Below are 20,220 nucleotides of genomic sequence, written 5' to 3' on the forward strand. Positions count from 1 at the left end.
GAGTCACCCCCTTGGCAGACGGCGTGCTAGCAGGTAATCGACGGCCCTTCGCGGAGGACGGAACCGATTTCTCTTCGTACGCCACTGGCGCTTCTGCTCGTTTCATTGGGTGCGATCGCTGCCGTGTGGTGGTGGCTTGCCACGCCGATCTCGCTCGCGCGCGCCCCGATCGATCCCGCCGACAAGGTCCAATGCGTCTCCTACGCGCCGTTCCGCGGCGAGCAGTCGCCGCTGAACGCATGGACTCATATCGAGGCCGATCAGATCGAGCAGGACCTGCGCCAGCTCAAGGAGATCACCGACTGCGTCCGCACCTATTCGATGGAGAACGGGCTCGACCAGGTGCCGGCGATCGCGGCCCGGATCGGCGGGCTGAAGGTGCTCCAGGGCATCTGGCTCTCCAGCAACCGCACCAAGAATTTCGAGCAGGCCGCGCTCGCCATTCGCCTTTCCAAGGATTTCCCCGGGATCATCACCAGCATCATCGTCGGCAACGAAGTGCTGCTGCGCGGCGAGATGACGACCGCGGACCTCGTCTCCATCATCCGCTCGGTGAAGGCGCAGGTCAGCGTGCCCGTCACCTATGCCGATGTCTGGGAGTTCTGGCTCAGGAATCGCGAGATCTATGACGCCGTCGACTTCGTCACGATCCACATCCTGCCCTATTGGGAAGACAATCCGGTGCGGGCCAAGTTCGCCGCCTCCCATGTCGAACAGATCCGCGAGCGCATGGCGGTCGCATTTCCCGGCAAGGAGATTTTGATCGGCGAAACCGGCTGGCCGAGCGAAGGGCGCATGCGAGATGGCGCGCTGCCGTCGCGCACCAACCAGGCGCGCGTGGTCTCGGAGATCCTGAGTCTGGCGAAAGCGCAGAAATTCCGCGTCAATCTGATCGAGTCCTACGACCAGCCGTGGAAGCGCAAACTGGAAGGCACCGTCGGCGGCTATTGGGGCCTCTATGACTCGGTGCGCCGTGGCCTGAAATATCCGCCGGGCGAGCCGATCAGCAATTTCCCGTACTGGAAATGGTACATGGCCGCCGGCATGGGCCTCTCCGTGCTGGTGTTCGCGGTCGCGGGCCTGACGTTGCGGCGCAGACCGTGGACGCCGCGCTTCTCGTCCTGGCTCGGCGTGGCGATCTCGGCAACCTCGGCCGGCATTCTGCTCGGGATCGGCGCCGACAAGATGTACTACGAGAGCTACGGCATCGGCGGCTGGCTGCTGTGGGGCGCGCTGCTCGCGGCTGGCATCCTGTCGCCGATCTTCTGCGCGCAGGCGATGGTGATCGGCCGCAGCCTTCCGACCTTCCTCGATCTGCTTGGTCCGCGCGAGGGCCGGAAATGGTCGAAGCTCACCGCCGTGCTCGGCTTGACGCTGGCAGTGACGGCGGTCATCGCGGCGCAGACCGCGCTCGGATTCGTGTTCGACCCGCGCTACAAGGATTTCCCTTACGCCGCGCTGACGATGGCGGTTGTGCCGTTTGCGCTGTTGATGCTGAACCGGCCGCAGATCGGCCAGCGTCCGATCGCGGAATCGGTCTTCGCCGGCGTGCTGACGCTGTCGGCGGCCTATGTGCTGTTCAACGAGGGCCGCGACAATTGGCAGTCGCTGTGGACCTGCGCGATCTATCTCTTGTTCGCGCTCACGCTGTGGCGGGCGCGGGCCGAGCAAATCCAAGAATGAGCAGGCCGATCGCCAGGCCCGACAGCACGACATTGTAGAGCACGATGCCAAGGCCCGCGGCGATGATGCCGGCGGTGAGCAGCACGATGGACGGCCGCATCAGGTTCAGCGTTGCCACCACCAGCGCGACGATGCCGAACACCGAATTCTTGAACAGCACGGTCGAGACCGAGCGCGCCTTGCAGACCAGGGTCTGAAGCCCGGCGTCGCAGGCGAGACCGACCTGCGAGTTTTCGATTCCGAGATAGCGCAGATAGAGCGCATAGCCGACGCTGGCGAAGCCGACGACGATTAGGAACTGCACCTGATAGGGCGTGAGGCGGAAGGGCTTTTTTGTCATGGCGGCAATATGGTCGGGATGGTGGAACGGGGCAACAGGGGAGGCGCAAGTTTCTCGCGACCTGCGTGAGATCCTTCACCCATTACGCTGATGAATTGCCGCGAGGTAAGCTACCTTCTGAAGAACGACGACAGCGTCGATCCCGCCGACGCCGTCTCCGGCTTCGGCTGTGCGGCCGGCTGCGCCGCAGGAGCAGGCGCGGGCTCCTCGCGCTTCGACGAGCGTTTTGAGGAATAGCTGCGGCGATGCTTGTCCGGCTTGGCGGCCGGCGCGGGCGCCGGGGCGGTCTCGGCTTGCGGCACCGAGTCCTGGTTCTTGTCGGAGTTCTTCTCCTGAACCCTGTCTTGCGTCTTGTCTTGGGTCTTGTCTTGGGTCTTGTCTTGCCCCTTGTCCTGCTTCTTCTCTTGGCCGCCGCGCATTGACAGCCGCTGGCCGTCGAACACGGTGGTCTCGCAGTGGCGGTCGTTCTCGGCGAGGCCGGCGCAGAGTTTTGCTGCAGCCGCTGCATTGATCAGCGGACCGGCGCCGAGGCGGATCTGCATGCCAAGGCCGGTGTTGCCTTCCTTGATCATGATGATCGGCCGCAGCGCTGCGATTTCGGGATTGGATTTGGTGACCCCGCGCCACAGCGCGCGCAGGCCATCGAGCGAGTTGGCGCCACCGAGATCAATCGCAAAGCGCGTCTGCTGGACCGCGATCGCGGGAGCCTCGCTTTCGGCGGCCTCCGGCGGCTTGGCAGGTGCCGCGGCGACTTCGATCGGAGCGGGCGCCGGTTCTGGCTTCGTCTCGGCAGCCTTCTCGGTCGCCTTCTCTGCGGCCTCGGGCTGAACCAGTTTCGGGGCGGCCGGATCGGGCGGCGCCATGATCGATTTGGATGGGACCAACGGAAGCATCGGCAGTGCCGAATTCGTCGCCGGCGACTGCGCGACCAGCGAGGCCGCGGCCGCGCTCTGCGGCGGCGGACTCCACGGCTCCTTTGCGGCCTCGGCGCGCGGCCTGTCGTTGGCCGGAGCCGGTGTCGAGGCGACCTGCGCGATGCCGGGCGCCGGCGGGCCGATCAAGGCCGGCGCGTCCTGCGGCTTCGCAACGGACGCCTGCGGCGGCGTTGTCGTCTGCTTGGCGATGGCGCCGGTCACGGAATCGAGCCCTTGCTCCAGCACGGTGACGCGCGAATAGAGCCGGTCGCGATCGGTGTTCAGCGTCTCGATGGCGGAGGCGAGCCGGCGGGCCTCGTTCTGGCTCTCCTTGGTCAGGATCCGGAGCCGGTCGGCCTGGCGCGCGAGATCGGCGGATGCGACCTGGTCGCGCCGCCAGCCGAGCTGGGCCTGGTTGGCGAACACGGCAAGCACCACGGCGCCGACGGCCGTCACGCCCCATGAGCCCAGCCGCCACATCATGCCGCGATCGAACGAACTCTCCTCGGCCACAAGTCCGGAGAACAGCCCGCCGGTCTCCTTGGCGCCGAAGGCATCCGCCAGTGGGTCGGAATCCTTTGCCATGAACGTTAAGTGCCCAACCCCTGTCCGGCTTCCCCGAATCAATCAGGGAACATTAACAGGAAAAGCGTGTCGCACTTGAACTCCGGGCGTTTGCGGGGGTAGCAAGGCGATAGCTGATGAGGGCGGCCCGTCGCCCGCTGGCGCCGATTGATTCGGCCGATTGACAGGATTGCAATGACCGCCCGTTCCAGCCTCACGATCGTGCTCGCCGCCGGCGAAGGCACGCGTATGCGCTCACACCTGCCGAAAGTGCTGCATCCTGTCGCGCACCAGAGCTTGCTCGCCCACGTGCTCGCCGCGGCGCCCAAGGGAACCGGCACCTCGCTCGCGGTCGTGATCGGACCCGATCATCAGGCGGTGGCGGACGAAGCAAGGCGCATCCGTCCCGACGCGCTCACCTTCGTGCAACAGGAACGGCTCGGCACCGCACATGCGGTGCTGGCGGCGCGTGATGTCATTGCGCGGGGCGTGGATGATCTGCTGATTGCGTTCGGCGACACGCCGCTGATCTCGGCCGAGACCTTTGCGCGGCTGCGCGCGCCGCTGGCCAAAGGCGCCGCAATTGCCGCACTCGGCTTCCGCGCCGCCGATCCCACCGGCTATGGCCGCTTCATCGTCGAGGGCGACCGCCTGGTCGCGATCCGCGAGCAGGCCGATGCCAGCGCCGAGGAGCGCAAGATCGACCTGTGCAATGCCGGGGTTATGGCGATCGACGGGCATCGCGCGCTCGCGATCCTCGACAAGATCGGCAATGCGAATTCCAAGGGCGAATATTATCTGACCGACGCGGTCGGCATTATCAGCGAACAGGGATGGGATGCCGTGGTGATCGAAACCAGCGAGGACGAAGTGCGCGGCATCAACACCAAGGCGCAGCTCGCCGAGGCTGAAGGCGTGATGCAGGCGCGGTTGCGGAAAGTGGCGATGGAGTCCGGCGTCACGCTGATCGCGCCCGAAACCGTCTATCTCGCCGCGGATACCGTATTCGGCAAGGACGTGACGATCGAGCCCTTCGTGGTGATCGGCCCCGGCGTTTCGATCGGCGACGGCACGGTGGTCCATTCCTTCTCGCATATCGTCGAGACCAAGCTCGGCAAGAAGGTCTCGATCGGCCCCTATGCGCGGCTGCGGCCCGGCACCTCGCTCGGCGACGGCGCGCGCATCGGCAATTTTGTGGAGACCAAGGCCGCGACGCTGGAGGCCGGCGTCAAGGTCAACCATCTCTCCTACATCGGCGATGCCATCATCGGCGCTAATTCCAACATCGGCGCCGGCACCATCACCTGCAACTACGACGGCTTCAAGAAGCACAAGACGATCATCGGGCAGGGCGCCTTCGTCGGCACCAACTCCTCGCTGGTTGCACCGGTGATAATCGGCAACGGCGCCTATATCGGCTCGGGCTCCGTGATCACGCGCGACGTGCCTGATGACGCCATGGCGCTGGAGCGGAGCCCGCAGACCATCCGCGAAGGTGGTGCGGCGCGCTATCGCGAGATGAAGACGCGAGGGAATAAGCCGGCGAAATGAGCGCCGCTATTCGTCGTCGGCGAATTCGGAGAAGATCGCGCGCGTCAGGCGCCAGCCGCGCGGCTTGGCACGCTTCGCCGGCTCGCCGGCGACGTGCTTGATGAAGACGGGCTTGCTTTCCTTGCCGCGCTGGGGCGGCGGCCAATGCGCGAGGTGCGTGCCGGTGGTCTCGCTGGCGCGCACCGCCATCGATGACAGGCCTTTGCGGTTGGATGAGCCTTTCATGGCCTCTCTCCTTGGTACGCAAGGGTTGGCCAAATTTGTTGACAACAAGTTAACGCGCGCGGTTTAAGGCCCAGCCAGTTCGACGCAGGCGAGGCTCGGTCGCCGTCGGTGCTGTCTCAATCAGCAATAATTATTGAGTATCTGGTTCCTTAGGAACTTCGCTAAAAACTGAGCTGGTCGTTTAGGCGATTTTTCGACGATTTGGGGGATATTGATCCGCATGTGCGGGATTGTCGGCATTCTCGGGCGCCAGCCGGTTGCAGAGCAATTGGTGGATTCGCTCAAACGTCTTGAATATCGCGGCTATGATTCCGCGGGCGTCGCCACGCTCGAAGGCAAGCAGCTCGAGCGCCGCCGCGCCGAGGGCAAGCTGAAGAATCTGGAGAAGCGGCTGGAGGCCGAGCCGCTCAAGGGCACGACCGGAATCGGTCACACCCGCTGGGCCACCCACGGCAAGCCGACCGTGAACAATGCGCACCCGCACGCGACCGAGCGTGTCGCCGTGGTTCACAACGGCATCATCGAGAATTTCCGCGAGCTGCGCGAGGAGCTCGAAAAGAAAGGCACGGTGTTCCACACCCAGACCGACACCGAGATCGTGCTGCATCTCGTCGACGACCTGCTCACGCGCGGCAACAAGCCGGTGGAAGCGGTGAAATTGACGCTGGCGCGGCTGCGCGGCGCGTTCGCACTCGGCTTCATCTTCGCGGGCGAGGACGATTTGATGATCGGCGCGCGCAACGGTCCGCCGCTCGCGATCGGCTATGGTGACGGCGAGATGTATCTCGGCTCCGACGCCATCGCGCTCGGGCCGTTCACCGACACGATCAGCTATCTCGAGGACGGCGACTGGGTCGTGCTGACCCATACAAGCGCTTCGATCTTCGACAAGGACGGCCATGCCGTCCAGCGCGAGAAGACCAAGCACGCGGCCTCGACCTCGCTGGTCGACAAGGCCAATTACCGCCACTTCATGGCCAAGGAGATCCACGAGCAGCCGGAAGTGGTCGGCCACACGCTGGCACGCTATGTCGACATGGCGACCGAGCGGGTCTCGCTGCCGGTCAAGCTGCCGTTCGACTTCAAGAACATCCAGCGCATCAACATCACGGCTTGCGGCACTGCGAGCTACGCCGGCTTCGTCGCAAAATACTGGTTCGAGCGTTTCGCGCGCGTGCCGGTCGAGGTCGATGTCGCCTCCGAATTCCGCTACCGCGAGGCGCCCTTGCGCAAGGGTGATCTCGCCATCTTCATCTCGCAGTCGGGCGAGACCGCCGACACCTTGGCCGCGCTGCGCTACGCCAAGGCCCAAGGCGTGCACACGGTGGCCGTCGTCAACGTGCCGACCTCGACGATCGCGCGCGAAAGCGAGACCGTGCTGCAAACGCTGGCCGGCCCAGAGATCGGCGTCGCCTCGACCAAGGCGTTCACCTGCCAGCTCATGGTGCTGGCAAATCTTGCGATCGCGGCCGGCAAGGCCCGCGGCGAACTGACCGACGAGGACGAGACCAAGCTCGTTCACGGGCTCGTCGAAATCCCGCGTTTGATGTCGGATGCGCTCACCACCGAGCTCCAGATCGAGAAGCTCGCGCGCGAGATCGCGAAATCTCGCGACGTGCTCTATCTCGGTCGCGGCACCAGCTTCCCGCTCGCCCTCGAAGGGGCGTTGAAGCTGAAGGAGATCTCCTACATCCACGCCGAGGGCTATGCCGCCGGCGAGCTCAAGCACGGCCCGATCGCGCTGATCGATGAGACCATGCCTGTCGTCGTCATCGCGCCCTACGACCGGGTGTTCGAAAAGACCGTCTCCAACATGCAGGAGGTCGCCGCTCGCGGCGGCAAGATCATCCTGATGACCGACGCCAAAGGCGCGCAGGAGGCAACCGTCGAGTCCCTCGTCACCATCGTCATGCCCGATATGGCGGCGGCGTTCACGCCGATGGTCTATGCGGTCCCGGTTCAGCTGCTCGCCTATCATACGGCGGTCATCATGGGGACCGATGTCGACCAGCCGCGCAATCTCGCGAAATCCGTGACGGTGGAATAGGCAGAGGGGTCGAGTGCGGGACGCTTCGTGGTCTTCCAAAACCTGCTAGAAGACCCTAGCTTGGACGAAGCGACTGACTTGGAACCCGAATGAACCCCCGTGACGACGCGCCTGCGCCTCTTGATGCCGTGCCCGAGCCGCATACCGGCCTGATCGGCCGCTTCCGTAACTATTTCCTCACCGGCCTCATCGTGACGGGGCCGATTGCGATCACGCTGTATCTGGTCTGGTGGTTCGTCACCTGGGTCGATGGCGTGGTGCGGCCGTTCGTGCCGCTGGCCTATCGGCCCGAGACTTATCTGCCCTATGTCATTCCCGGCTGGGGGCTGATCGTCGCATTCTTCACGTTGACGCTGGTCGGCTTCCTCGCGGCCAATTTGATCGGCCGGACACTGGTCGATGTCGGCGAGACCTTCCTCGGCCGCATCCCGGCGGTACGCGCCATCTACCGCGGCCTGAAGCAGGTGTTCGAGACGCTGTTCTCGGGCAAGGGCTCGAGCTTCCGCAAGGTCGGCCTGGTTGAGTTTCCCTCGCCGGGCATGTGGTCGATCGTGCTGATCTCGCAAGCGCCGAACGAGGACGTCTCCCGCAGCCTGCCGGGTCAGGAGGAGCACGTCTCGGTGTTCCTGCCGTGCTCGCCGAACCCGACGACCGGCTTCTTCTTCTATGTGCCCAAGAGCAAGATCGTCGAGGTCGACATGAGCACCGAGGATGCCGCGACGCTGATCATGTCGGCCGGCGTCGTGCAGCCGGGCTCAGCGCCCGATTCGAAGAAGGCAGCGGCGCTGGCGGGCATGGCGAATGCCGCGCGTATTGCCAACGCCTCGGCGGCGGTGCAGCCCCAGCCTGCGAAGGTGGAGTAGGGCCATTCCCCTGCGGGATGGCCGCCGTTCACGCGGGCGTCTCGTCCTCTGCTAGTCTCCGATTGAACTGAGCGCGTTGCTCGGGCTTCGATCTGGAGTGCACGATGTCCAAAACTATTGCGATCCTCGCGCCCGGTGCCATGGGCAGTGCCGTGGCCCGCCGTCTCGGCGAGCACGGTGCGCGTGTGCTGACGTCGTTGAGAGGGCGGAGCGAAGCGACGCGCAAACGCGCCACGGATGCCGGCATGATCGGCGCCGAGGACGACGCGATCGCGGACGCCGACATCATCCTGTCGATCGTGCCGCCGGGCGAAGCCGTGGCGCTCGCCGAGCGGCTGGCCGGGCTGATCGTCCGGCGCGAGAAGAAGCCGGTCGTGGTCGATTGCAATGCCGTCAACGTCGATACCGTGATGAGGATCGAGGAGATCATCGGCTCGGCACAGGCGCCGTTCGTCGATGCCGGCATCATCGGGTTCCCGCCCCAGCCCGGTGGCAAGAGCCCGGCCTTCTACATGTCGGGCGAGCACGCCAAGGATGTCGCCGTGCTGAAGGATTTCGGGCTCGACGTGCGGATCGTCGAAGGGCCGGTCGGTGCCGCGTCCGCGCTGAAAATGTCCTATGCCGGGATCGTCAAGGGCCTCGCCGGGATCGGCGCGGCGATGGTGGTCGCGGCAACGAAAGCGGGGGCTGCGGATGCGCTGCGCGACGAACTCGCACTCAGCCAGCCCGCGGTTCTGGCCCGGCTCGAAGTCGCGCTGCCGGACATGATTCCGAAAGCCTATCGCTGGGTCGCGGAGATGCGGGAGATTTCCGGCTTCCTCGGCCCCGATCATCCGGCGAGCCAGGTTTACGAAGGCTTTGCGCGCTGGTTCGAGCACCTCGCCGAGGATGCGAAAGGCGAGGCGGCGGATACCGACCTGATGAAGGCATTCGCCGCGCGCATCGCGCAGAAGAAATCCTGATCGTCCGGTCTCACGTCACCGCCATCCATCATGTGCCGTGCAGCGAATCCAGAAACCCCTGGATGTCTCGATCGCGTCTCAAGCGCACGACCGGAACGTCAGCGCCATACTGCATACGCTCGGCCTCGATGACAGGCGCGCGCTCGGTGTCGTAGCGCCACGCCTCGCGCATCAATTTCCAGTCGAACTGCTCGGGGCACCCCTCCGGGAGATCAGGCCGGGCCTTGTCGCGATCGAAGGCGGATCGCAGGAGAATGCGCCACTGGCAGAGCCAGCGCGGGCGGTCGATGACGACCAGCGTATCGGCGCGCGCGAGCGTGAGATCGAAGGCAAGTCCCGAGAAGCTGCCGTCGACAACCCATGCGTCGCCCGCGATCGCCTCGGTAACCCGTGCTCGGAAGTTCGGTTTGTCGGATGGCTTCCATCCCGGCCGCCAGTAGAGCACGTCGAGATGCACCACCGGCAGCGCGAGCTTTTGCCCGAGATTTCGGGAGAGGCTCGTCTTTCCGCTACCCTGACAGCCTACAACGATGATCCGGCGCATCGTCGTAGGGTTCCATAAAGTCGGGCGAAGGGAAAGAGGAGGCCTCCGAACGCGCCTTATTACCTGGCATGTAATTGAGCCCATCTGCAGCCTGGCTACTGTCCCGGTCATTCACCCGACAGGAAGCATTCCATCAAGCCTCCTGTCGCGTGTGTGTCGGTGCATGAGGAGAGAGCTATGCAAGTCGTGTTTACGAAGAAGGAGCCGCCGCAATGGCTGCTCGACATGTGGCGGGAGATCGACAACAAGACCTTCGGACCAGGCTTCGACTGTTTTACGGAAGATGCCGTTTGCAACCTCGGCGTCGCCGATTGGAAGGGGCGCGAGGCGATCCGCGGCAATCTGAAGGCCTTCATCGACACCGGATTCACCGCGCTCCATCACATCACCGAATATTGGGACGCGGGGTCGCTGAAGGTGTTTCGGGGTGTCGTGGACATGACACCCGATGATCCCTCAATGAAGACGGTTCATCCCACGATGACGCACTTCTTCTACATGGACGAGAGGAACGACACCAAGGTACGGCACTGGGTCGGTGCCGTGGGGCCGGTCGCCTTCGGTTGATCGCCACGAACCTGCTACCATCGGCGGTGGTGCCTCGGACAAGCCGACGTACCGCCGCCGATGCGCGTTGACGATGCCGCACATCGACAGGAAGGATCAGTCGGCCATGAAAGCGACGGCCAGTGCCCTCAAGACGCGCGCCAGTTCCGCGGGCGCGCTGCTGCGTCAATGGCGGGACATTCGCGGCAAGACGCAGCTCGACCTGTCCTTCGACGCCGGCGTCTCGCAGAAGCACATCAGCTTCGTCGAGAGCGGCCGCAGCGTTCCGAGCCGCCAGATGCTGCTCGACCTTGCGCAAGCCCTCGACGTGCCCTTGCGCGAACGCAACGAGCTGCTGCTGGCCGCCGGCTATGCGCCGTCCTATTCCGAGCCCGCGCTCGAGGCGCCCGGCATGACGAGCATCAACCGTGCCCTGCAACGCATGCTGCGTCAGCACGAGCCGTTTCCCGCCATCGTCATGGACCGGTACTGGAACGTGCTGATGACCAATGAGGCCGCGCCGCTTCTGTTCAATTGCTTCATCGACATGTCCGCACGGCCGGCGCCACGAAACCTGCTGCATCTTATGTTCGATCCGGAGGGCATGCGCCCTTTTATCGCGAACTGGCCGCAGACCGCACGCGGGCTGCTGGCGCGGGTGTATCGCGAGGCAGTCGGACACGTGGTTGACATCAGGACGAAGGCGTTGCTGGAGGAGCTGTCGCAATACCCCGGGGTGAAGCCGGAATGGCGTGCGCCGTCGGCATCCGATGCGATGCCGATGATCCCGTTGTCCTTCGTCAAGGACGGTGTGACGCTGGACTACTTCTCCCTGATCACGACGGTTGGAACGCCGCAGACGGTGACGGCGGAGGAGCTGCGGCTCGAGTGCATGTTCCCCGCCAACGAGGGGACCGAAGCCGAGCACGGCAGGTTCTTGCGCGCGCACGCCGGTTGAGGAGACGTCGCGAGGCTCATCTGTTATTGTTTCAGCGAAAGCGGTCACTCCGCAATGGGAGTTCGAATGAGAGTGCTTGTGATCGGCGCGGGAGCGCTCGGAGGCTACTACGGAGCGCGCCTGGTCCGAGCCGGCGGCGACGTGAACTTTCTGGTGCGGGCCGGGCGTGCGGAGCAATTGCGGCGGAATGGATTGCAGGTCGTGAGCCCGCAGGGCGATTTCGCCGTGCAGCCGAAGATCATCCTGGCCAACGACCTCAAGGAAACGTTCGACGTCGTGCTCGTCGGGGTGAAATCCTACTCGCTCGACGATGCGATGGCCCAGTTTGCCCCGGCCGTTGGCGCCCACACGATGATTTTGCCGATCCTCAACGGGCTGAAACATGTCGACGCCCTGACGGCGCGGTTCGGCGCCGCTCAGGTTCTCGGCGGGCTCGCGAACGTCAGTGCCGGGCTCGATGCGGATGGTCGCGTCGTTCAGTTCATGGCCAATCAGACCATCGTCTTCGGCGAAATCGGGGGGTCGTTGAGCGAGCGTGTGCTCGCCCTGGAGACGCTGCTGCACGTGCCCGGTATCGACGTGCGCGCCAGCGAAGCGATCATGCAGGACATGTGGGAGAAATTCGTCCAGCTCTCGACGCTCGCCGGCATCACCTGCCTGATGCGTGCAAGCATCGGAGACATTCTGGCCGTTCCGAACGGCGAGCAATCCATCTTCCGCCTGTTTGCCGAATGCTGCGCCGTCGCCACGGCCTCGGGTTTTGAGCCGCGAGCGCCTTTCATCGAGTTTGACCGGAAGCTGTTCACGACCCCGGATTCCCCGCTCAAGGCCTCGATGCTGCGTGATATCGAGCGCGGCTCGGTCACCGAGGCGGAGCATATCCTCGGCGATATGGCCAACCGGGCTCGTGCACTCGGCATCGACACGCCCCTGCTGGATCTCGCCCGGGCGCATGTGGCGGCTTATGAGATTGGGCGGCAACGAGCGGCCAGCTAACCCGCTCCGATCAGCGGGATCGCTTCATCCCGCTCATACAGATACAGCAGGCAGCGCAGTGCCTCGCCGCGCTCGCCCTTGAGTTTTGGATCGTCCTTCAGGATGCGCAGCGCCTCGTCGCGGGCCTGCGTGATGAGCTGGCCGTGCACCTCCGAGCGGGCGATGCGGTAGCCGGGCAGGCCGCTCTGGCGCACGCCGAGCACATCGCCTTCGCCGCGCAGCTTCAGATCTTCCTCGGCGATCCGAAAGCCGTCGGTGGTCTCGCGGATCACCTTCAGCCGTGCTTTCGACATCTCGCCGAGCGGCTCGGAGTAGAGCAGCAGACAGGTCGAGGCCTCCGAGCCGCGCCCGATGCGGCCGCGCAATTGATGAAGCTGGGCGAGGCCAAAGCGTTCGGCGTTCTCGATCACCATGATGGTCGCCGCCGGCACGTCGACACCGACCTCGACCACGGTGGTCGCGACCAGCAGACCGATCTCGTGGGCGGCGAACTGGCCCATGACGCGGTCCTTCTCGGTGCCCTTCATCTGGCCGTGGACGAGGCCGACACGGTCGCCGAAACGCTTTTGCAGGGTTTCGAAGCGCTTGGTCGCATTGGTCAGGTGCTCGGTACCCTCGGCCTCGGATTCCTCGACCAGCGGGCAGATCCAGTAGACCAGCTTGCCGGATTCGAGCGCGCGGCCGATGCTGTCGGTGACCTCGCCGAGGCGGCTCATCGATATGGTGCGAGTTTCGATCGGCTGGCGGCCGGCCGGCTTCTCCCTGAGCTCGCTGATGTCCATGTCGCCGAAATAGGTCAGCACCAGCGTGCGCGGAATCGGCGTGGCGCTCAGCACCAGCACGTCGACGGCCTCGCCCTTTGCCATCAGCGCCAGCCGCTCGCGCACGCCAAAACGATGCTGCTCGTCGACGACGGCGAGGGCGAGATCGCTAAAGATCACGTCGTCCTGGATCAGCGCATGGGTGCCGACGAGCAGGTCGATCTCGCCGGCTTCGAGTTGTGCCAGCAGGTCACGCCGCTCCTTGCCCTTTTCGCGGCCGGTGAGGATCGCGACCCGCATGCCCGCGCGCTCGGCGAGCGGCGCGATGGTCTTGATATGCTGACGAGCCAGAATTTCGGTCGGCGCCATCAAGGCGGCCTGCTTGCCGACCTCAGTGACGGCAGCGGCGGCCAGCAGCGCGACCACGGTCTTGCCGGAGCCGACGTCGCCCTGGAGCAGGCGCAACATGCGCACCGGCTGTTGTAGATCATTGGCGATGGCGGCTGCTGCGTCGCGCTGGGAGGTTGTCAGCGCATAGGGCAGGGCATCGATGATTTTGTTGCGGAGGTGCCCGTCGCCGGCGTTGCGCACACCGGCCGGGCGTCGCAATTGGGCGCGGATCAGGGCAAGCGCAAGTTGCCCGGCCAGGAGTTCGTCGAAGGCGAGGCGCGACCAGAACGGCTGGTCGGGCAGAATGTCGGTGAGCTCGACCGGCTGGTGCACGCGGGTGAGCGCCTCGGCGATCGGCGGGAAGCCGCAGCGGCGCAGCACCTCCGGGCTGATCCATTCCGGCAGTGCCGGGAGCTTCTGCAGCGCCTGCGCGACCGCACGGCGCAGCGAGCCGAGTGCAAGGCCCTCGGTCAAGGGATAGACGGGATCGATGCCGGAGAGTTTGGAAATCGCCTCCTCGTCCAGCACCCGGTCGGGATGCACGATCTGCGGGACGGCGTCGTACATCTGGAGCGTGCCGGAGACGAAGCGCTTCTCGCCGATCGGCAGCAGCTTCTCGACATAGCCGGGCTTTGCGCGGAAGAACGTCAGCACGACGTCGCCGGTGTCGTCGCTGGCGTAAACGAGGTAGGGCGCGCGCGCATTGCGCGGCGGGGGCGGGCGGTGGCGGTCGACCGTGACCTCCAGCGTCACCATGGTTCCCTGCACGGCGTCGCGGATCTTCGGCCGGGCGCGACGGTCGATCACCTGGCTCGGCAAATGCAGCAACAGATCGACCAGCCGCGGCGTCTCATTGCGGCTGAGCAGATATTGCAGCAGCTTGTCCTGCTTCGGACCGACGCCGGGCAGGCTGGTCACGGGGGCAAACAGCGGGTTGAGCAGGCTGGGGCGCATCAGGCGAATCTAGGACCGTTTTCGCTCGTCATGCCCGGCTTTATGCCCGGCATCCACGTGTTTTTCGTGCCCTTGCGGGGCAGCGGGCCATGACAAATCGAGGGCTGACAGGGCCCGCCCGAGTGGCTATATCACCCCGGCCCGGCACGTCCGGGCTTTTGGCGTTTGACTGGAATTGAGACATGACGGGAACGACACGATCGAGCAACGGGCTGGACGACCGCCGCAAGCGGCTTCTGTTCCGCTGCTGGCACCGCGGCACGCGCGAGATGGACCTGATCCTCGGCCGGTTCGCGGATGCCGAGATCGGCAATCTGTCCGATGACGAGCTGACGCAGCTCGAGACCCTGCTCGAAGAGGCCGATCCCGACCTCTATGCCGCCATCACCGGCGACAAGGTGCTTGCCGCCGACGTCATCGGCCCGCTGTTTGCGCGCATCAAGGGGTTTCCGATCGCGGACCGCGACGTATGAAGCAGGGGATGAAATCGCCGGCCGAGCTGCTCACGCCCGGCCGCGCGCTCACGCTTGCCAATGTTGCCGAGGGTGCCGAGGGCCTCGTCATCTCTGATCTCGCGCGCGCCATCGCGGCGCGGCCGAAGAAGCCGGCTGTCAGCCTCGCGGTGATCTGTCGCGACGGGCCGCGGATGCAGCAGCTCGAACGTGCCCTGCAATTCTTCGCGCCCGATTTGCCCGTGCTGACCTTCCCGGCCTGGGACTGCCAGCCCTATGACCGCGTCTCGCCGCATGGTGGCGTCCTCGCGCAGCGCCTGACGACGCTGGCGCGGCTGGCGTCACTGACCGGTAGCGACAAGCCGCTGATCGTGCTGACCACGGTGAACGCCGTGGTACAGCGCGTGCCGGCGCGCGAGCTCGTCGCGGCGCAGGCGCTGTCGGTCGCCCCCGGCAACGTCGTGCCGATGGATACCATCATCGCCTGGCTCGAGCACAACGGCTACAACCGCTCCTCGACCGTGCGCGAGCCCGGCGAATACGCGGTGCGCGGCGGCATTCTGGACCTGTTTCCGGCCGGCCTGGACCAGCCCGTCCGTTTCGATTTCTTCGGCGACAGCCTGGAATCGATCCGCACCTTCGATGCCGAGACCCAGCGCACGCTGCTCGACATGCGCGCGCTCGATCTCGTGCCGATCTCCGAATTCCAGCTCGTCACCGAGACCATCCGCCGCTTTCGCATGGGCTACGTCGCTGAGTTCGGCGCGCCCGAGCGCGACGATGCGCTCTACGAGGCCGTCAGCGAGGGCCGCCGCCATCCCGGCATGGAGCATTGGCTGCCGCTGTTCCAGGACCGGATGGACACGCTGTTCGACTATCTGCAAGGAGCTTGCGTCGCGATCGAGCCGCAGGCCGAGGACGCCATCCGCGAGCGTTTCAAGCAGATCCTCGATTATTACCAGGCCCGCCGCGACGCCATGGAGCATCCGGGCGGCGGTGCCATCTACAAGCCGCTGCCGCCTGACAGGCTCTACCTGACCGAGGAGGAGTGGGGCAAGCGTGAGAGCGGGATGCCGTTGGTGCGGCTCACCCAGTTTTCGGTGCCCGCTGATGGTACCAGCGTGGTCGATGCCGGCGCGCGCAAGGGACGAGACTTCGCCCCGGAGCGCAACGATAACAAGATCAATGTCTTCGAAGCCGTCGTCGCACATGTGCATGGGCTACTGACAAACCGCAAGAAGGTGGTCATCGCGCTCTGGACGGAGGGCTCGCGCGACCGCATGACCTCGATGCTGCGCGATCACAAGCTCACCCCCGTGACCAGCGTCAACAGCTGGCGCACGGTGCAGGCGACCCCGCGCAACGAGACCATGCTGGCCGTGCTCGGCCTCGAAAGCGGATTCGAGACCGACGAGATCGCTGTCATCAGCGAGCAGGATATCCTTGGCGATCGCCTGGTCCGACCGCGCAAGGCGAGCCGCAAGCTCGACAATTTCATCTCGGAGGTGACGAGCCTCGCCGCCGGCGATATCGTGGTCCATGTCGATCACGGCATCGGCCGCTTCATCGGCCTGCAGACGCTGGACGTCGCCGGCGCGCCCCATGACTGCCTCGAGCTGCATTATGCCGCCGAGACCAAGCTGTTCCTGCCGGTCGAGAACATCGAGCTGCTGTCGCGCTATGGCTCCGACCAGACCACGGTCGAACTTGATCGTCTCGGCGGTTCGGGCTGGCAGACGCGCAAGGCCAAACTCAAGAACCGCATCCGTGAGATCGCGGGCGAGCTGATCAAGATCGCCGCCGAGCGCCACCTCCATGAGGCGCCGAAGCTGCCGGTGCAGCCGGGCCTCTACGACGAGTTCTGCGCGCGCTTCCCCTATGACGAGACCGAGGATCAGCTTGGTGCGATCGAGTCCACGCTGAAGGACCTCGAGCTCGGCCGTCCCATGGACCGGCTGATCTGCGGCGACGTCGGCTTCGGCAAGACCGAGGTGGCGCTGCGCGCCGCCTTCGCGGTGGCGCTCGAAGGCAAGCAGGTCGCGGTCGTGGTGCCGACCACGCTGCTCGCCCGTCAGCATCACAAGACGTTCACCGACCGTTTCAAGGGTTTCCCGGTCCAGGTCGCGCAGGCCTCCCGGCTGGTGCCCGCCAAGCAGCTCAATCTGGTCAAGAAGGGCCTCGCCGACGGCTCGGTCGACATCGTCGTCGGCACCCATGCGCTGCTCAGCAAGTCGATCAAGTTCCGGGATCTCGGCCTGCTGATCGTCGACGAGGAGCAGCATTTCGGCGTGACCCACAAGGAGCGGCTGAAGCAGCTCCGCGCCGAGGTGCACGTGCTGACGCTGTCGGCCACGCCGATTCCACGCACACTTCAATTGGCGCTCACCGGCGTGCGCGAGCTCTCGATCATCGCATCGCCCCCGGTCGACCGCCTCGCGGTCCGCACCTTCGTCGCCCCGCACGACCCCTTGATGATCCGCGAGGCGCTGCTGCGCGAGCGCTATCGCGGCGGCCAGGCGTTCTACGTGGTGCCGCGCATCGACGACCTCGCCGAGGTCAGGGATTTCCTCGACAAGAACGTGCCGGAGATGAAGGTTGCGGTTGCGCACGGGCAGATGCCGCCCGCCGTGATCGAGGATATCATGACGGCGTTCTACGACGGCAAGTTCGATATCCTGCTGTCGACCACGATCGTGGAATCCGGCCTCGACATCCCCAACGCCAACACGCTGATCGTGCATCGCGCCGACATGTTCGGCCTTGCCCAACTGTATCAGCTCCGCGGCCGCGTCGGCCGGTCCAAGCTGCGGGCCTATGCGCTGTTCACGCTGCCGGCGCAGCAGAAGATCACGGCGCAGGCCGAGCGCCGGCTCACCGTGCTGCAATCGCTGGAGACGCTGGGCGCGGGTTTCCAGCTCGCCTCGCACGATCTCGACATCCGCGGCGCGGGCAATATCCTGGGCGAGCAGCAGTCCGGCCATATCAAGGAGGTCGGCTTCGAGCTCTATCAATCGATGCTGGAGGAGGCGATCGTCAACCTCAAGGCTGGCGTGTCCGAGCCCGCGGCCGACCGCTGGTCGCCGACGATCACCATCGGCATGCCCGTGCTGATTCCGGAGGATTATGTCGGCGATCTCTCGGTGCGGCTGTCACTCTACCGCCGGCTCGCCGACCTCGACAGCGAGGAGGAGATCGAGAACTTCGGCGCCGAGATGCGCGACCGGTTCGGCGTGTTGCCGGACGAGGTGCGCTATTTGTTCAAGGTCGCCGCGATCAAGGCGTTCTGCCGCCAAGCCAATGTCGGCAAGATCGACGCCGGTCCGAAGGGCGCCGTCATCGCCTTCCGCGACAATTCCTTCGCCCATCCCGACCGGCTGGTGAGCTTCATCCGCAGCCACGGCCAGGCCGCGAAGGTGCGGCCCGACATGAAGGTGGTGTTCCTGCAGGACTGGGAGACGCCGGAAGAGCGTCTGGCCGGCACCACCGAGATCATGCGCCAGCTGGCGCAGCTCGCGCAGAGCAAGAAGGCGGCGTAGAGGTTTCCGGAGGCGGCGCGAAACGACGCGCCGCACTCGGATCTCGGAACAGCGACATATGATCACTTGCGCAATGATCGAACAGTTGCTAGGTTCGGTCTATCGAGTTTCGGCCGAACGACTTGGCCTCGCCGCTGAAAAGCGCGCCTGACTGACGACCCTCCCTCCAGATCTCGACGACACCCACCGCGCTTCTGAGCGCGGCTAAACGTTTATCTATCTTAAAGGACGATCCCCATGACGACGGGAACTGTGAAGTGGTTTAACAGCCAAAAGGGCTTCGGATTCATTCAGCCGGACGAGGGCAGCCAGGATGTCTTCGTTCACATCAGCGCCGTTGAACGCGCCGGCATGAATACCCTCAACGAAGGGCAGAAGGTTTCTTTTGAAATCGTTGCAGATCGCAAGACCGGCAAGTCTGCTGCTGAAGATCTGCGCGCCGCATAGGCTGTCGCAATCCCAATGACGTTGCTTTGACCACGGATGTACTGGCAGAGCTTCTGATTTTTTGACCCGCGACCGTTTACCGGCCGCGGGTTTTTTGCGCCAGCGGCCGGCCCTCGCGAATGAGAATGCGAACGGTGCGTTTCGCGTAAAGCTTCCACATGTGAGCAGTCGAGCTCCGACGGCAGCGAGCGCTCGCGGATGATTACGACGCCGCCCGCGATGCCTCGGCCGACAGCCGCCCAAGCAGCGACCTTGCCGTATCCGAGGGCGACAGCGAATCCACCGAAACGACGGGATCGCTGCGCATCTCGTGCTTGCCGTTCGACGTGTGCCGCATCACCGCGGAGAGGCGGCGGGCGATCATGTGCGCAGTGCGGAAGTCGGTCTCCGCGAACACGACGACGACCGAGCCGTCCTTCTGCGCCACGCCAAAATCCATCTGCCGCATCAGCCGGCTGAGAATGCGCGCGGCATCGAGCTGGGCGCGGGAATTGCCGGGATCGAAGGCGAAGCGTGCGACCGAGAGGCCGCCGCCGCGAGCCAGCGTCTGCTCGACCGCCTTGGCAAAATCACGCGCAAAAGCTTCCGCCGTGAGCAGGCCGCTGCGCGGGTCGAGCCAGCCGCCGGCATCGATCGAGCGCAGCGTACGGCTCAGCTGGGCTTCCATGGCGTGCTGGCGGATCAGGGGCAGCGCGTTGGCGGCGACCTTCGCTGACTCGCCGGGGATCAGTTCGAGATTAGGCAGGTCGTAAGTCTGCGTCAACTGATGCGCAGTGACGACCACGGGCAGGCTGCGGAAGCGGGTGTCCTCGGCGAGCACCGTGAGAAAGGCATCGGTCACGCGGGGGGTAAAACCTTCGGCGAGCACGACGCCGTCGAGGTCGCGGGTGTTGAGATGCTTGGCCGCTGCCTCGATCGAGAGCGCCCCGATGACGCCGACGCGCTCGCCGAGCGCGACGGAAAGCGCGGGGTAAGCCGCGCCGCGGCCGATCAGAAGCACCGTGGCATCGCGAACGGGATCAGCCTCCGGCAGCGCGACTTTGACCTCGGGCAGCCGGCGCAGCACCGTGGCGTGAAGGGTACGAATCCGTAGAGCGGCGCGAAGCCGCGCGATCAGGCGTTCGGAATGGCCGGCGCGCGAGGAAGAGAAGGGCAGGACGTTGTGCGGGAGCGCGCCCGCCGCATCCAATGCCACGAAGGGAAGGTAAGGGGATTGCTCCGCAATCTTGCTGGCGAGCGGCGCCAGATGCGGCTCGTGCCCGGCATGCATCGCGGCGAGAACCACGGCCGGCTGCACCTCTTCGACCGCGCGCACCGCGCCGGCCCAGCCGGTGTCGATCACGGGAAAGAAGCGCGCCTCGTCCAGCGCCGCAATGAAGGCCGGCCGCTCGCCATTGGACACAAACAGGATCGGGCCGGCCTGGGACATCGAGAGACTCTGATCACGCGACAGGTGCCGCGCAATCTAGTCCGGCCGCCTTAATGCA

At 65.2% G+C, this 20,220-nt stretch carries 17 protein-coding genes; 11 read left to right on the top strand and 6 right to left on the bottom strand.

The window, feature by feature from the left end:
- Nucleotides 1-123: 123 nt before the first annotated feature.
- A complete protein-coding gene (locus tag IVB07_RS19035; RefSeq protein WP_039800292.1) occupies nucleotides 124-1,683 on the top strand; it encodes a beta-1,6-glucan synthase in 1,560 nt (519 codons plus the stop codon).
- Here the strand turns inward: IVB07_RS19035 and IVB07_RS19040 are convergent.
- The gene (locus IVB07_RS19040; protein WP_018457946.1) at nucleotides 1,643-2,023 is read right to left on the bottom strand and encodes a hypothetical protein; all 381 of its coding nucleotides are present in this window, start codon (nucleotides 2,021-2,023) and stop codon (nucleotides 1,643-1,645) included. The two genes, IVB07_RS19035 and IVB07_RS19040, sit on opposite strands and share 41 nt — an antisense overlap.
- A 110-nt stretch (nucleotides 2,024-2,133) precedes the next feature.
- Nucleotides 2,134-3,522, bottom strand: coding sequence for a hypothetical protein (locus IVB07_RS19045; protein WP_247336719.1), 1,389 nt, complete (start codon nucleotides 3,520-3,522; stop codon nucleotides 2,134-2,136).
- A 174-nt stretch (nucleotides 3,523-3,696) separates the two neighbouring features.
- On the opposite strand from IVB07_RS19045, the gene glmU reads away from it, so the two are divergent.
- Nucleotides 3,697-5,052, top strand: a complete 1,356-nt coding sequence (gene glmU / locus IVB07_RS19050; RefSeq protein WP_018457944.1) for a bifunctional UDP-N-acetylglucosamine diphosphorylase/glucosamine-1-phosphate N-acetyltransferase GlmU — start codon at nucleotides 3,697-3,699, stop codon at nucleotides 5,050-5,052.
- Nucleotides 5,053-5,058: 6 nt separating this feature from the next.
- On the opposite strand, the gene IVB07_RS19055 is transcribed toward glmU, so the two are convergent.
- The gene (locus IVB07_RS19055; protein ID WP_018457943.1) at nucleotides 5,059-5,277 is read right to left on the bottom strand and encodes a hypothetical protein; all 219 of its coding nucleotides are present in this window, start codon (nucleotides 5,275-5,277) and stop codon (nucleotides 5,059-5,061) included.
- 220 nt (nucleotides 5,278-5,497) lie between these two features.
- Between IVB07_RS19055 and glmS the strand changes: the two genes are divergently transcribed.
- The 3 genes from glmS (at nucleotide 5,498) to IVB07_RS19070 (ending at nucleotide 9,149) form a co-directional block, all read left to right on the top strand.
- Nucleotides 5,498-7,324 carry a glutamine--fructose-6-phosphate transaminase (isomerizing) gene (glmS, locus tag IVB07_RS19060; RefSeq protein WP_018457942.1) on the top strand — a complete coding sequence of 609 codons (1,827 nt, stop codon included), beginning with the start codon at nucleotides 5,498-5,500 and terminating at the stop codon, nucleotides 7,322-7,324.
- An 89-nt stretch (nucleotides 7,325-7,413) separates the two neighbouring features.
- Nucleotides 7,414-8,187: a DUF502 domain-containing protein gene (locus IVB07_RS19065; RefSeq protein WP_018457941.1), complete on the top strand. Its 774-nt coding sequence runs from the start codon at nucleotides 7,414-7,416 to the stop codon at nucleotides 8,185-8,187.
- Between the two features lie 104 nt (nucleotides 8,188-8,291).
- Nucleotides 8,292-9,149 (top strand): NAD(P)-dependent oxidoreductase, encoded by an 858-nt coding sequence (locus tag IVB07_RS19070; RefSeq protein ID WP_026233464.1) that lies wholly within the window; start codon nucleotides 8,292-8,294, stop codon nucleotides 9,147-9,149.
- 28 nt (nucleotides 9,150-9,177) lie between these two features.
- Here IVB07_RS19070 and IVB07_RS19075 read toward each other — a convergent pair whose 3' ends face one another.
- Nucleotides 9,178-9,693 carry an adenylate kinase gene (locus IVB07_RS19075; protein WP_018457939.1) on the bottom strand — a complete coding sequence of 172 codons (516 nt, stop codon included), beginning with the start codon at nucleotides 9,691-9,693 and terminating at the stop codon, nucleotides 9,178-9,180.
- A 177-nt stretch (nucleotides 9,694-9,870) separates the two neighbouring features.
- Here IVB07_RS19075 and IVB07_RS19080 point away from each other — a divergent pair, with 177 nt between their 5' ends.
- The 3 genes from IVB07_RS19080 to panE all read left to right on the top strand — a co-directional run bounded on the left by IVB07_RS19080 (nucleotide 9,871) and on the right by panE (nucleotide 12,193).
- Nucleotides 9,871-10,260, top strand: coding sequence for a hypothetical protein (locus IVB07_RS19080; protein ID WP_018457938.1), 390 nt, complete (start codon nucleotides 9,871-9,873; stop codon nucleotides 10,258-10,260).
- A gap of 106 nt (nucleotides 10,261-10,366) precedes the next feature.
- Nucleotides 10,367-11,197 (top strand): helix-turn-helix transcriptional regulator, encoded by an 831-nt coding sequence (locus IVB07_RS19085; RefSeq protein ID WP_026233463.1) that lies wholly within the window; start codon nucleotides 10,367-10,369, stop codon nucleotides 11,195-11,197.
- 66 nt (nucleotides 11,198-11,263) lie between these two features.
- Nucleotides 11,264-12,193 carry a 2-dehydropantoate 2-reductase gene (gene panE, locus IVB07_RS19090; protein ID WP_018457936.1) on the top strand — a complete coding sequence of 310 codons (930 nt, stop codon included), beginning with the start codon at nucleotides 11,264-11,266 and terminating at the stop codon, nucleotides 12,191-12,193.
- Here the strand turns inward: panE and recG are convergent.
- Nucleotides 12,190-14,298: an ATP-dependent DNA helicase RecG gene (gene recG, locus IVB07_RS19095; RefSeq protein ID WP_247767774.1), complete on the bottom strand. Its 2,109-nt coding sequence runs from the start codon at nucleotides 14,296-14,298 to the stop codon at nucleotides 12,190-12,192. The two genes, panE and recG, sit on opposite strands and share 4 nt — an antisense overlap.
- A 182-nt stretch (nucleotides 14,299-14,480) precedes the next feature.
- Here recG and IVB07_RS19100 point away from each other — a divergent pair, with 182 nt between their 5' ends.
- The 3 genes from IVB07_RS19100 (at nucleotide 14,481) to IVB07_RS19110 (ending at nucleotide 18,733) form a co-directional block, all read left to right on the top strand.
- Nucleotides 14,481-14,771 (top strand): succinate dehydrogenase assembly factor 2, encoded by a 291-nt coding sequence (locus IVB07_RS19100; RefSeq protein ID WP_018457934.1) that lies wholly within the window; start codon nucleotides 14,481-14,483, stop codon nucleotides 14,769-14,771.
- Nucleotides 14,768-18,286, top strand: a complete 3,519-nt coding sequence (gene mfd, locus IVB07_RS19105) for a transcription-repair coupling factor (protein WP_018457933.1) — start codon at nucleotides 14,768-14,770, stop codon at nucleotides 18,284-18,286. Before IVB07_RS19100 ends, mfd begins: the two co-directional genes overlap by 4 nt.
- Before the next feature lie 237 nt (nucleotides 18,287-18,523).
- Entirely contained in the window at nucleotides 18,524-18,733 is a 210-nt protein-coding gene (locus tag IVB07_RS19110; protein ID WP_018457932.1) for a cold-shock protein, read from the top strand.
- A 202-nt stretch (nucleotides 18,734-18,935) separates the two neighbouring features.
- Here IVB07_RS19110 and IVB07_RS19115 read toward each other — a convergent pair whose 3' ends face one another.
- Complete coding sequence (locus IVB07_RS19115) at nucleotides 18,936-20,162, bottom strand: hypothetical protein (RefSeq protein WP_018457931.1); 1,227 nt, start codon at nucleotides 20,160-20,162, stop codon at nucleotides 18,936-18,938.
- Nucleotides 20,163-20,220: the final 58 nt, after the last annotated feature.

Source organism: Bradyrhizobium sp. 172, from assembly GCF_023101065.1.
Taxonomy (GTDB): domain Bacteria; phylum Pseudomonadota; class Alphaproteobacteria; order Rhizobiales; family Xanthobacteraceae; genus Bradyrhizobium; species Bradyrhizobium canariense_D.

Excerpts from the sequence above, each read along its gene's own strand:
- IVB07_RS19065 (WP_018457941.1), top strand. The coding sequence starts at position 7,414 with ATGAACCCCCGTGACGACGCGCCTGCGCCTCTTGATGCCGTGCCCGAG.
- IVB07_RS19055 (WP_018457943.1), bottom strand. The coding sequence starts at position 5,277 with ATGAAAGGCTCATCCAACCGCAAAGGCCTGTCATCGATGGCGGTGCGC.
- IVB07_RS19110 (WP_018457932.1), top strand. The coding sequence starts at position 18,524 with ATGACGACGGGAACTGTGAAGTGGTTTAACAGCCAAAAGGGCTTCGGA.
- IVB07_RS19070 (WP_026233464.1), top strand. The coding sequence starts at position 8,292 with ATGTCCAAAACTATTGCGATCCTCGCGCCCGGTGCCATGGGCAGTGCC.
- IVB07_RS19045 (WP_247336719.1), bottom strand. The coding sequence starts at position 3,522 with ATGGCAAAGGATTCCGACCCACTGGCGGATGCCTTCGGCGCCAAGGAG.
- recG (WP_247767774.1), bottom strand. The coding sequence starts at position 14,298 with ATGCGCCCCAGCCTGCTCAACCCGCTGTTTGCCCCCGTGACCAGCCTG.
- mfd (WP_018457933.1), top strand. The coding sequence starts at position 14,768 with ATGAAGCAGGGGATGAAATCGCCGGCCGAGCTGCTCACGCCCGGCCGC.
- IVB07_RS19080 (WP_018457938.1), top strand. The coding sequence starts at position 9,871 with ATGCAAGTCGTGTTTACGAAGAAGGAGCCGCCGCAATGGCTGCTCGAC.
- glmU (WP_018457944.1), top strand. The coding sequence starts at position 3,697 with ATGACCGCCCGTTCCAGCCTCACGATCGTGCTCGCCGCCGGCGAAGGC.
- glmS (WP_018457942.1), top strand. The coding sequence starts at position 5,498 with ATGTGCGGGATTGTCGGCATTCTCGGGCGCCAGCCGGTTGCAGAGCAA.
- IVB07_RS19100 (WP_018457934.1), top strand. The coding sequence starts at position 14,481 with ATGACGGGAACGACACGATCGAGCAACGGGCTGGACGACCGCCGCAAG.
- IVB07_RS19085 (WP_026233463.1), top strand. The coding sequence starts at position 10,367 with ATGAAAGCGACGGCCAGTGCCCTCAAGACGCGCGCCAGTTCCGCGGGC.
- panE (WP_018457936.1), top strand. The coding sequence starts at position 11,264 with ATGAGAGTGCTTGTGATCGGCGCGGGAGCGCTCGGAGGCTACTACGGA.
- IVB07_RS19040 (WP_018457946.1), bottom strand. The coding sequence starts at position 2,023 with ATGACAAAAAAGCCCTTCCGCCTCACGCCCTATCAGGTGCAGTTCCTA.
- IVB07_RS19075 (WP_018457939.1), bottom strand. The coding sequence starts at position 9,693 with ATGCGCCGGATCATCGTTGTAGGCTGTCAGGGTAGCGGAAAGACGAGC.
- IVB07_RS19115 (WP_018457931.1), bottom strand. The coding sequence starts at position 20,162 with ATGTCCCAGGCCGGCCCGATCCTGTTTGTGTCCAATGGCGAGCGGCCG.